Consider the following 12,450-nt stretch of genomic DNA (forward strand, 5'->3'; position numbering starts at 1 on the left):
GCTATATTCAACGTAAGGAGTTGAGCCGCATGTCGCTATTACAACAACTCTATCGAAAGCTACACGACGCCCTGAATGGCTCTGTGACACGCAACCCGTTTGCAGATTATACAGAACCTAAGATTAGCACGGAAGATTTAGAAGAAGGGTGGAAGAAGTATACACGTAAGGTCGCGATTAGTGTCAGTACTTGCGTGGATAACACGGCTGAGCGTATCTTTATCCTCATTTCCTTTAAAAAGCACCAACCGAATATGGATATCTTCTTTCAAATGAATGGACGACTGATGATGTGGAATGATCTAGATGATCCTACATATAAACAACGTTTGTATGATCAAGTGATTTCGCAAGCGCCAAAGTTAGTAGGGTTAGTTCAGAAAGCCTATCGACGTTCTCATGCGACACCGCTCACTTATACCCAAATCCAATATGAATTTGAGTCAGGAACAATTTACTCACGTGATGTCACGTCAAAGTGTGTCGAAAGCCAGCTTGATCGCACGCCTGCGTTTCTACAATGGTTTGACGATGTGGAGGAAGAATCTAGACGTTTAACCTTAGATAGTCAGAAGGAAATGACGTGGGGACCATTTCAATCTCATTATAAATAACAAGCACTCTAACAAAGGGTCATTGTCATGTGACGATTACCTAAGTTAGAGTGCTTTAATTTAATCTATAAGATTATGAGTTCTGAGAAGACAATTCGTCGTAGTGACGACTATTGTACGTCTCTTTGTCTAAGTGATTTGTTAATTTCGCTGTACCTGCACCTGCAAGCATAGAGTCGTTAACGTTTAATGCGGTACGACCCATGTCGATGAGCGGTTCAACTGAGATGAGTACCCCAGCGAGCGCGACTGGTAAGTTTAAAGCAGATAGGACGATGATAGATGCGAATGTCGCACCACCGCCGACACCTGCAACACCAAATGAACTAATGATAACGATACCGATGACACTCAAGATAAATTGAGGTGTGATATCGACGTTTGCTGCTGGTGCTACCATGACTGCGAGCATTGCTGGATAAATACCTGCACAACCATTTTGACCGATAGATAAGCCGAATGATGCAGAGAAGTTAGCAATACCATCGGGTACACCTAAACGTGCTTTCTGAGTTTGGATGTTGAGTGGTAAAGCACCGGCACTTGAACGAGAAGTAAACGCGAACAAGAGCACTTCTGCAGTCTTTTTAACAAATGTGGCAGGGTTTAAACCAAGCAGTGACACGATAAGTAAGTGAATGAGATACATCACTATCAACGCTGCATAAGATGCAATGACGAATTTACCTAACGTCCAAATCGCTCCAAAGTCACTCGTCATAATCGTATTCGCAATAATTGCCAAGATACCGTATGGTGTAAGGCGCAATACGAAAGTTACGATAGACATCACGATAGAATAAACTGCGTCGATACCGCGTTTGAGTAAGTTACCGTGCTCAGGTTGTTTACGCATCACACGTAAGAACGCAAAGCCGATAAATGCCGCAAAGATTACAACCGCGATCGTAGACGTAGTACGTTGACCTGTGAAGTCTAAGAATGGATTAGATGGCAGTAACTCTAATATTTGTTGAGGTAACGTATTTGCCGTCATATCTTTCGCTTGTTTAGCGATTTCGCTACCACGAGAATTTTCAGCACTACCGAGATCGATAGTAGATGCATCGAGATGGAAGATGAGCGCTGATAAGATTCCGATAATTGCAGCGATGGCTACGGTACCAATTAAGAAGATAAAGATAAATGTACCGATCTTCGCGAATTTCTCGCCAATCTTGATCTTCGTAAAAGCAGAAACGATAGAAACAAAGATAAGTGGCATAACGATCATTTGAAGTAACGCTACATAGCCGTCACCAATGATGCTAAACCAATCTGAAGTTTGTTTAGTAACGTGAGAATCCGCACCGTAAATTAAATGTAGAATGATACCAAAGATGATACCAATTGCTAACGCAGAAAAAACACGTTTAGGGAATGAAACGTGCTTTCTTGCCATTACATTTAAACCGATAAGGAAAGCCACGAGTATAATAATGTTAATAATAATTAATAACGTATTCATTATTAATCAACCCACGCTTTCTATTTATATTATGGTTAAAGGGGTAATTCCGATATACATACTAAGGATAATACTTTGTATATCGTAAATCAAGAAGAAATTTTGGAGCAGGATAGAAGTAGTAATTTCATAGTATTGCTCCCGCGAAATTGATTTGAATACAAAAAAGGATGCGTTCTTTTTGAATCTATCCAAATATCGCATTTCTCTTGGTCAATTTTTGCCCTGTACTATCTACAATTCATGCCGCTTACTAAATGAACATAAATTTGTACATATATTGAGACACGATACAAAAGCCATTCTGTGGAATGTTTCGCGTAAGAATATCGGATGGAGCGCAAAACAATGCAGAATGGCTTATTGTAAATTTGAGAAGCTACATTTCATTGTGAAACAGAAACAGAAATTAAGGCTTAGTTATTTGGCAAACATATCTTCTCATCATATTGAAGCTAATTTACTTCTTCACCGCATGCACGATATAGTTCATATTTTTTTATATCGTTTCATCGTTCTAAACATCGTAAAGAACATGTTGCGATTCTCTTTCTTCAGTGCATTTTTAACAATCTTCATCGTGCCAAAGAGACCTTCGTCATACAACATGCCTGCAGGTGTCATAAGTGTAAGTTCGCCGATGTGAGATTCAATTTGACTGAAGCGGCTATCTTTAAAGAGTTGATACCACTCTGCGGTAGGGAGCGGTGTAACTTTCACATTGATCGCAGAACTCAAGTTCTCGACAATTTCTTCTTTCTGAGCGAGATTTATAATAGCGATATCGTGTGTTAAGAGAATACCGCCTGGTTTCAACACACGATAGTATTCTCTCAGTGCTTGAACTTTCGCCTTTAGCGGTAACATCGTCAACATTGCTTCATTAAGAATAATGTCGAACTGCTCGTCTTCGAAAGGCAGATTCATCGCATTCGCTTTCTGTACGTGTATCAAATGCGATAAGTTCGCTGCCTCTACGTTCTTCTGACCTTGCTGTAACGCTTTCGCATTGAGATCGACGCCTTCGATGTTACAACCATACGTCTTAGCTAGTTGGATTGCCGTCGTACACATGTTACATCCCACTTCTAAGACACGTTTATCTTTTGTAAAATGCCCTTTCTTAATGAGCCAGTCGGTAGCTTTGCGACCACCAGGTCTAAGACGTTTTTTACCTAATTTGGCTAAAAATGTATGGCCAGCTTCTTTCTTCATTGTGCATCATTCCTCGTTAGTCATTCGCTAATGGTTGATATTTCTTAAACAAGACGTGGTTTTCTAAGTGAACATGTTCGTGCGTTTCGTGTTCTAAATGCTCTAAGCGGTGATAGACGAGTCGCCATGTACCACACGCTTCAGCTGGGGGTTGATAATCGTTAGTTATTGAACGAATATTTTGTAGTAATTGACCTACTTCTTGATGCTCATCGACTAATTCGTTGATAATTTTTGAAGGATCAGCTACCTCTTCCCCGGCGGATAGAGCGCGTAGTTGAGGGAATGATTCTTGATCTTCCTCCTCAATATGGTCTAACAGCGCTTCTTTGAGTTGTGTATAGAGTGATTTTAACTCCACGAGATATGGGTGATTTGGCCCATGCACTTTCGCTAATTTCGTAACGTAAGGGGTTAAATTCTTAAATTCCTCTCTAAGCGGTTGGTGGAAGCGGGCTTGAATATATTGAATGAGAGATGGGCCGTCTAAATATTTCACATTAATCGTACCCGGCTCTTCAGTTTGATCAATACTATTTAACTCTTGTAACAACGTGTCTAAATCGACCCTCTTGTTATTGCGTGCAGCTTCTTCGATAGGAATGTCGCCACCACAACAGAAATCGATACCATAACGACGAAAGATGTCAGCGCTCTTAGGAACGTCTGTAACGACATCTGCAACGTGCTGTGTTTGTTGTATCATGTTATGTCCTCCTCACTAGATTATGGGTTCTTTCTATAACTTAAGTATATTACATGAGAATGATTATCAATATTAGGGAAAACCATAATTATAGTGAGGGAATGACCTTAACAGTTAAGAGGTAATGCTATTTTTATACAAATGAGTAAAGGTAAAAGCGCACTTAAAATCTTGGTAAAGGCATGAAAATGAAAGGGAGAAGTGTACTACAAAAGAAAAATGAAGAGTTTGGGTCAATAAGAAAAAAGCATGCGAATGAGAAGAAAGTAATAATTAAATGATTTATAAGTTCATTTTTCAATGTCGACTCGAGACGCTTGATGGATTTAAGACCACAACGAAAATCCATTCTTCAAGCTCTTTGAGCGAGAAGAATTAGTTGAGTGTGGTTCCACGTAGTAGATTTCTGTGCTTCTCCCAAGCAAGCGAGAGTCAAAGATAAAAATAAAACGAGCCACGGACGTCAATCAATGTCTGAGACTCGTTACTACTTCGAAATAAGGATTATAAACCGAATAAGCGAGCGAAGAATCCTTTATTCTCTTGTTTAGGTTGCTCTTCAAGCAATTTAGACGTATTTTTAGCTAATTCGCCTTGTTCTTTTTGAAGTTTCTGCATGTCAGATTGTGTAGATTGAATATCCGATGCAGATGTTTGTAACTCTTTTAATGACTTCGTATTTTCATCCAACTTAGACGTCATTTGATCTTGAAGCTCTTTCAATTCGTTCTGTTGTTGATGGACTTGATTAATCATTTGTCCAAGCATGTGACGTTCCTCACGCATTTGTTGGATTTCAGTACGGAGTTCGCTCATTAAATTAGAAACGTTAGGGTCAGCCGGTAACTGTTCGTCTTCATCTTTAACGAGGACTTGGAGGAAGTCTTTCTCCTGTTCTAATTCATCAAATGCGAGCTCATAACTATTCGTTTGCTTTACTTTCTCAGCAATTTCATTGAATAATTCAATATCTTCTTCGGTAAAATCGGTAGCTTCTCTACCACGATATTCCGTTTTATTAAGATGGTAACCACGTTCTTCTAAATGTTGTACAATTTTACGGACTTGTTTTTCACTGAGATCGACGCGTTGAGCGAATTCTTTCGTTAACATAGATACAATTCCTTTCATTAGATAAGATGATGAATTATTAAGACTGGCGTCTGTCTGCGGTCAGTGATACGTCAGTCTAACCTCTATGTTAGTTTAAACCGTTTAGCGCCGTATTTCAAGTGTGTTAGGCAACTTAAGAGGAGTGTGATGCTTTGCGTAAGTTCATTGCTTCTAACAATGAATAAATATATGAGCGTGATAACTTGTTCGCAAAGACATATTTAAGAATATAGTTAGACTTCACGCTTGTCCCATAAATATCTTTCGTGAGTTCAAGATTCGGTTTGATGTATAAATCTTTAGGGATACCTGGTGACGTGCCATCGAAGTCAGGTCGAAGGTAAGGGATTTCATGTTGTTTCTCAAAGCCATGACGGTTTAAGAAAGTTTGACGATCGCGAATAATCTGATCCGTTTCATCATCTAGTTCTTCTGGCTCTTTCTGCACTTCGAACATAATAAAGTTCACATCACGTTCATGTACGCGATTAGCTAATTTATTAATTTCTGACTTCACTTCTTCTAAAGTGAGATCCATCAATGTATCATGATTGTCCGTGTTACGAGCGATCAAGTAGATGAGAAATGAAGAGTTCGTCGTCGCTTCATAATGTGCAGTCGCTAAGCTGACAACTTCGCCTTCTTCTAGACCAACGAGAAAGATATAGTCATCTTTCGTATATTGATTCTCCAGCGATTGTTTAAAGATTTGTTCATCTTCATAAAGTGAGATATCCAACTTCTCATCATATAAAGATAAAGCTTCTCGATATAATGGCTCCTGGCTCGATTTCACAACCGTAAATTCCATAATATTCCCCCTAGTATTAACAGTGCGGCATTCAATAATCCGTAAATTCAATAGTGATACTTAAAATAAATGATAATCTATTTTAACTCGCTCGCCAACCGGATTTTTTGTAAAAAAAGACCCAACACACTTATCATCGTATGTAAGAGGTGTTGGGACAAACTTTAAAGTAGACTCAGTATCTCATATTGATTATCTTGCTAAGCATGTATCAATATGGATGTGTGTTGAGTTCAATTAAGACTTGGGGCCTTCTGATTCTTCAGCGTAATGTTCATCTCTGTCTTGATCATTCACTTCTTCGTCAGTGTAAGCTGCATTGTTATCTTCTACTTCTTTGTGATTAGATTCATCTTTAGAAGCAACTAAGATTAATTTGTCATTAAGGATTTCTTTTTTATAGCGTTCTTGCTCTTCTTCACTTAAGTCGTAATTCGCAAGCATTGCACCTTCAGAGTCTTCACCAGTTAACATTTTAGCCATAGCGTCACTGAACGTACCGCTTGTGACGATTAAGCTGATTTCAGAATCGTGAATGCGCTCATCTTTTAACTTTGTACGGCTTAACACTGTCAATTCATAATTCTCGTAGCCTTCAGAACGTTTTTTGTCGATTTCATTAAATAATTCATCTGTGTTATTAACGATTGTAAATTGTGTCATTGTGTTTTCCCTCCATCTTTTTGAGCGACGTATATTATTATTCCTATACCCTATGTAAAGAGTATAGAAACGATTCAATTTAATTATATTACTTTTCCAAATTTCTGACAAACGCGCTCAGTCATCGTCTTTATAGAATATCCACATATTTTACATAATCATTCAAAATTGTAGGATAGAATCTATATTTCGCACGCTCAACATATTGAAAAATCCGTCTAAATTTGCTATCATCAGTAAATAATTTTATTTAACTCATATAATCTAAAGAATAGGGCTTTAGAAGTTTCTACCATGTTGCCATAAACAACATGACTATGAGTAGCAATTCAATACATAAACAAAAGCAATTCGCTTTAAACAAGCCTACTTAGACGACGCGCACACTTACCGCATCATACCTACCCCAATGTGTGCACAGGACTTACCGTCGTCGCATGAGTAGAGAGGTGTACCGTGCTAAGACGGATGCTTAATTGTATTGCATGTTTACTCATAGTTCCTAACTTGCGAAAGTTTAGGAATTTTTTTATATCAAAAATAGGAGGGCTAGAAGTGGATTTGTTAAAGCAAAAAGTTAAAGAAGATGGTGTCGTTATCGATGAGCGCATACTCAAAGTCGATGGGTTCTTGAACCACCAAATTGATGCCGAATTGATGTGGGAAGTAGGAGAAACATTCTACGATCAATTCAAGGACGAAGGCATCACTAAGATTCTGACGATTGAAGCGTCAGGGATTGCTCCGGCAATTATGGTGGCGAAACGATTCGGCGTACCTTGTCTCTTCGCAAAGAAAGCGAAACCGAATACGTTGAATCAAGATGCTTATACGACAGATATACACTCATTTACTAAGAACAAAACATCTCATGTCATGATTTCTAAAGAATTCTTAGATGAGAATGACCGTATCTTAATCATCGATGATTTCTTAGCGAATGGAGATGCTTCTCTAGGCTTGAACAATCTCGTAGAGCAGGCGAAAGCACAGACTGTCGGCATCGGTATCTTGGTTGAGAAATCATTCCAACCTGGACGCCAGAAATTGAACGAAGCAGGACTCAAAGTTTCATCATTATGTGAAGTGGCGTCACTCGCTGGCAACAAGGTCACTTTAGTAGGGGAAGAATAACTGATGAGAACATTTATCCTTAGCGTTCAACACCTCTTAGCGATGTATGCTGGAGCGATTCTCGTTCCAATCATCGTGGGCACAAGCTTGAAATTCTCTGCTGAAGAGATTGCTTTCTTAGTCACAGTCGACATCTTTATGTGTGGGGTGGCGACATTCCTACAAGTTTGGAAAGGCACAGGAACAGGCTTGCCTATCGTGCTCGGTTGTACCTTTACCGCAGTAGCACCGATGATCTTGATCGGACAGACGAAAGGCATTTCAGACCTGTACGGTTCACTCTTCCTATCCGGGATACTCGTCGTGCTCATCGCGCCGTTCTTCTCATACTTAGTGAAACTCTTTCCACCAGTCGTTACAGGAAGTGTTGTCACGATTATCGGAATTAACCTCATGCCTGTAGCGATGAACTATCTCGCAGGTGGTGAAGGTGCGAAAGATTATGGTGATGGTAAAAATATTCTTCTCGGTTTAATCACTTTAGTCATCATCTTAGTCATTCAGCGTTTTACGACAGGTTTCTTGAAATCTATCGCGATTCTCATTGGGCTCGTACTCGGAACAGTCATCGCGGCTTGGTTTGGCATCGTAGACGTGAAGCAAGTAGGAACCGCGCATTGGTTCTCTTTACCGCATCCATTTAGGTTTGCACACTTTAGTTTTGACTTTGGCGCAACGCTCGTCTTCTTTATCGTGGCCTTGGTCAGCTTGATTGAATCAACAGGTGTGTACCATGCGTTGAGTGAGATTACTGGAAAGCAGTTAGAGCGTAAGGATTTTCGTAAAGGTTACACTGCGGAAGGTCTAGCGATTATCCTCGGGGCGATCTTCAACGCCTTTCCTTACACGGCATATTCTCAGAACGTCGGCTTAGTCTCACTTTCCGGCGCGAAGAAGAATAAGGTGATCTATGGTATGGTCATCTTACTCATCATTTGTGGCTGTATTCCGAAACTGGGTGCTTTAGCAAATATGATTCCGTTACCTGTCCTCGGCGGTGCAATGATTGCCATGTTCGGTATGGTGATGGCTTATGGTGTGAGTATTTTAGGGACAAGTGATTTTAAAAACCAAAACAACTTACTCGTCATCGCCATTTCAGTCGGACTTGGAGCAGGTATTAGTGCTGTGCCAGATGCATTTAAGTCGCTTGGAGACCACTTCTCTTGGCTTACTCAAAACGGAATTGTAATCGGCACAATCTCAGCAATTCTCTTGAATTTCTTTTTTAATGGTATAAAGTATCAACAAAAGCAAGAAGATATGAAATAATGTAACTAACAATTAACAATAGGAGGCTGTAATTATGTGGGAAAATAAATTTGAAAAAGAATCTTTGACGTTCGACGACGTGCTACTCATGCCAGCAGAATCTGATGTCTTACCGCATCAAGTAGATTTAAGCGTTCAACTTTCAGAACGTATTAAATTAAACATTCCACTCATCTCTGCAGGAATGGATACAGTAACTGAATCTAAGATGGCGATAGCTATGGCGCGTCAAGGTGGACTGGGTGTCATCCACAAGAACATGAACATCGAAGACCAAGCAGACGAAGTACAAAAAGTTAAACGTTCAGAGAATGGGGTTATCACAAATCCATTCTTCTTAACTCCAGATGAGAAAGTATTTGAAGCTGAAGCGTTAATGAGTAAATACAGAATTTCTGGTGTACCTATCGTTGAAGATGCAGAAACACGCAAATTCGCAGGTATTATCACGAACCGTGACTTACGCTTTATCGAAGATTTCTCTATTAAAATTTCTGACGTGATGACGAAAGAAGATTTAGTGACTGCACCAGTAGGTACTACGCTTTCTGAAGCGGAAGAACTTTTACAAAAACACAAGATTGAGAAATTACCATTGGTTGAAGATGGCCGTCTAGAAGGCTTAATCACAATCAAAGACATTGAGAAAGTATTAGAATTCCCTCATTCAGCTAAAGATGAAAGTGGTCGCTTGCTCGTAGCTGCAGCCATCGGTATCGCGAAAGATACAGACATCCGTGCTGAAAAACTCTTTGAAGCAGGTGTAGACGCACTCGTTATCGACACAGCACATGGTCACTCTAAAGGTGTGCTCGACCAAGTATCACACATTAAAGAGAAATTCCCACAAGTTACACTCATCGCAGGTAACGTAGCGACAGCAGAAGCAACGAAAGCACTTTACGAAGCAGGTGCGGACGTAGTTAAAGTAGGTATCGGACCTGGTTCAATCTGTACAACTCGTGTCGTTGCAGGTGTCGGCGTACCTCAAATTACAGCAGTATACGACTGTGCAACAGAAGCACGCAAACATGGTAAAGCCATCATCGCTGACGGTGGTATCAAATTCTCAGGCGATATCATCAAAGCATTGGCAGCAGGTGGCCACGCAGTCATGTTAGGTAGCCTCTTAGCAGGTACTGAAGAAAGTCCTGGCGCAACTGAAGTCTTCCAAGGTAGACAATACAAAGTATATCGCGGCATGGGCTCACTCGGCGCTATGGAAAGAGGTTCAAACGACCGTTACTTCCAAGAAGACAAAGCGCCTAAGAAATTCGTTCCAGAAGGTATCGAAGGTCGTATCGCATACAAAGGGCCTTTACAAGACACAGTTTATCAACTCATGGGCGGTGTAAGATCTGGTATGGGTTACACTGGCTCAAAAAATCTAGAAGAATTGAGAGAAGAATCTCGATTCACACGTATGGGTCCTGCAGGTCTTGCAGAAAGTCACCCACACGACGTGCAAATTACGAAAGAATCACCAAACTATTCATTCTAAGCTAGACACTAAAAGGAGATTTAAGAGTTATGGAAATGGCGAACGAGCAAGAGCTCATACTTGTCCTTGACTTTGGTAGTCAATACAACCAACTCATCACACGCCGTATCCGTGAGATGGGTGTCTACAGTGAGCTTCACGATCACGAACTTTCTATTGAAGAGATTAAAGCGATGAATCCAAAGGGTATCATCCTATCTGGTGGACCGAACTCTGTATACGCAGAAGATTCGTTCACTATTGACCCAGCAATTTATGACTTGGGCGTACCTATCCTCGGTATTTGCTACGGTATGCAATTGACGACGAAATTACTCGGCGGCAAGGTGGAACGTGCCAACCAACGTGAATACGGTAAAGCGACGATTAACGCGAAATCCGACGAACTCTTCTTCGGTTTACCTGAAGAACAAACCGTTTGGATGAGTCACTCTGACAAAGTCATCGAAATTCCAGAAGGCTTTGAAGTGATCGCGGATAGTCCAAGTACCAATTACGCAGCGATTGAAGACAAAGAACGTCGTATTTACGGCGTTCAATTCCACCCTGAAGTCCGTCACACTGAATTCGGTAACGATTTACTTCGCAACTTCGTCCGTCGCGTCTGTGAATGTACAGGCGAGTGGACGATGGAGAACTTCATCGAGCTTGAAATCGAGAAGATTCGCGAACAAGTTGGTGACCGCAAAGTCTTATGTGCGATGAGCGGTGGTGTAGATTCTTCAGTTGTCGCTGTTCTACTACACAAAGCGATTGGCGACCAATTAACATGTATCTTTGTGGACCATGGCCTTTTACGAAAAGGAGAAGGCGACATGGTAATGGAACAATTCGGTGAAGGATTCAACATGAACATCATTCGCGTCAATGCGCAAGAACGTTTCATGAGCAAATTAGAAGGCGTTTCAGACCCAGAGAAGAAACGTAAGATTATCGGTAATGAATTCGTGTACGTGTTTGATGATGAAGCGGCGAAATTGAAAGATGTCGACTTCCTCGCACAAGGTACACTTTACACAGACGTTATCGAATCTGGTACGAAGACTGCACAAACAATCAAGTCTCACCACAATGTGGGCGGTTTACCAGAAGATATGGAATTCGAACTCATTGAACCGATCAACACACTATTTAAAGACGAAGTACGTGAACTCGGTATCGAATTGGGTATCCCTGAACATCTCGTTTGGAGACAACCATTCCCTGGCCCGGGACTGGGTATCCGCGTACTCGGTGAAATCACAGAAGACAAATTAGAAATCGTACGTGAATCAGATGCCATCCTTCGTGAAGTCATCCGCGAAGAAGGTTTAGAACGTGATATTTGGCAATACTTCACAGTGCTTCCAGGTATCCAGTCTGTAGGTGTAATGGGCGACTATCGTACGTACGATCACACAGTAGGTATCCGTGCCGTGACATCTATTGACGGTATGACAAGTGACTTCGCACGTATTGATTGGGAAGTACTACAGAAGATTTCCAGTCGAATCGTTAACGAAGTCGATCACGTGAACCGCGTTGTTTACGATGTGACATCTAAGCCACCAAGTACAATTGAGTGGGAATAATAGAGTATATATGATGATGCGACCCCTTTGGCTAATAGGCCTGAGGGGTTTTGTGTGGGGGGGTAAGGGCTGGATGTAGAGAGTGTGCAGGTAGGTGTGGGAAGTGTGCAGTGTGTAGAAGATAAAATATAAACTCGTTATTGAAGTTCTTTACGCTACTACTTAGAAATTTATCACTAAGATTTAATATAAGTATAAAGTATAAGTACTGAAAAATAATTTGAAATGCAAAATAGGAATTCAAATTAGTAGTGAAAATAAACTTGATATTATAATAAAAACTAATTAATATTATGTGTAAATACTCCGTAATAATTAGGAGGATTTAAATGATAAAATCAATAAATCATGTAACTTATTCTGTTTCCGATTTAAAAAATTC

Annotated in this window: 10 protein-coding genes, 1 pseudogene and 1 riboswitch; of the genes and pseudogenes, 5 read left to right on the forward strand and 6 right to left on the reverse strand. The window is 40.4% G+C overall.

Going from position 1 to position 12,450, the window contains the following annotated elements; translation table 11 throughout:
* Window positions 1-29: 29 nt before the first annotated feature.
* Entirely contained in the window at window positions 30-614 is a 585-nt protein-coding gene (locus CD126_RS00555; RefSeq protein ID WP_002472370.1) for a hypothetical protein, read from the forward strand.
* Between the two features lie 73 nt (window positions 615-687).
* Here the strand turns inward: CD126_RS00555 and CD126_RS00560 are convergent, their stop codons facing one another.
* From CD126_RS00560 to CD126_RS00585, 6 genes and pseudogenes are all read right to left on the reverse strand, one after another.
* Entirely contained in the window at window positions 688-2,082 is a 1,395-nt protein-coding gene (locus tag CD126_RS00560) for an L-cystine transporter (protein WP_049405358.1), read from the reverse strand.
* A gap of 460 nt (window positions 2,083-2,542) precedes the next feature.
* Window positions 2,543-3,297, reverse strand: a pseudogene (locus tag CD126_RS00565) (class I SAM-dependent methyltransferase).
* A gap of 16 nt (window positions 3,298-3,313) precedes the next feature.
* Window positions 3,314-4,003: an iron-sulfur cluster repair di-iron protein ScdA gene (gene scdA, locus CD126_RS00570; RefSeq protein WP_103369875.1), complete on the reverse strand. Its 690-nt coding sequence runs from the start codon at window positions 4,001-4,003 to the stop codon at window positions 3,314-3,316.
* A gap of 504 nt (window positions 4,004-4,507) precedes the next feature.
* Window positions 4,508-5,116 carry a coiled-coil domain-containing protein gene (locus tag CD126_RS00575; RefSeq protein WP_049405354.1) on the reverse strand — a complete coding sequence of 203 codons (609 nt, stop codon included), beginning with the start codon at window positions 5,114-5,116 and terminating at the stop codon, window positions 4,508-4,510.
* A gap of 133 nt (window positions 5,117-5,249) precedes the next feature.
* A complete protein-coding gene (locus tag CD126_RS00580; RefSeq protein WP_103369876.1) occupies window positions 5,250-5,927 on the reverse strand; it encodes a hypothetical protein in 678 nt (225 codons plus the stop codon).
* A gap of 237 nt (window positions 5,928-6,164) precedes the next feature.
* Window positions 6,165-6,590: a general stress protein gene (locus tag CD126_RS00585; protein ID WP_103369877.1), complete on the reverse strand. Its 426-nt coding sequence runs from the start codon at window positions 6,588-6,590 to the stop codon at window positions 6,165-6,167.
* Between the two features lie 235 nt (window positions 6,591-6,825).
* A riboswitch (purine riboswitch) is annotated at window positions 6,826-6,928 on the forward strand.
* A gap of 217 nt (window positions 6,929-7,145) precedes the next feature.
* On the opposite strand from CD126_RS00585, the gene xpt reads away from it, so the two are divergent.
* Genes xpt through guaA form a run of 4 tightly spaced genes read left to right on the forward strand, consistent with a single transcriptional unit; the run spans window position 7,146 to window position 12,068 of the window.
* Entirely contained in the window at window positions 7,146-7,724 is a 579-nt protein-coding gene (gene xpt, locus CD126_RS00590) for a xanthine phosphoribosyltransferase (RefSeq protein WP_002472337.1), read from the forward strand.
* A 3-nt stretch (window positions 7,725-7,727) separates the two neighbouring features.
* On the forward strand, window positions 7,728-8,996 hold the full coding sequence (pbuX, locus tag CD126_RS00595; protein WP_002472374.1) for a xanthine permease PbuX: 1,269 nt from the start codon (window positions 7,728-7,730) through the stop codon (window positions 8,994-8,996).
* Window positions 8,997-9,030: 34 nt separating this feature from the next.
* The gene (guaB, locus tag CD126_RS00600) at window positions 9,031-10,497 is read left to right on the forward strand and encodes an IMP dehydrogenase (protein ID WP_103369878.1); all 1,467 of its coding nucleotides are present in this window, start codon (window positions 9,031-9,033) and stop codon (window positions 10,495-10,497) included.
* Window positions 10,498-10,526: 29 nt separating this feature from the next.
* Window positions 10,527-12,068 carry a glutamine-hydrolyzing GMP synthase gene (gene guaA / locus CD126_RS00605; protein ID WP_002472357.1) on the forward strand — a complete coding sequence of 514 codons (1,542 nt, stop codon included), beginning with the start codon at window positions 10,527-10,529 and terminating at the stop codon, window positions 12,066-12,068.
* Window positions 12,069-12,450: the final 382 nt, after the last annotated feature.

The sequence above is a fragment of the Staphylococcus pettenkoferi genome (assembly GCF_002902685.1).
Classification (GTDB): domain Bacteria; phylum Bacillota; class Bacilli; order Staphylococcales; family Staphylococcaceae; genus Staphylococcus; species Staphylococcus pettenkoferi.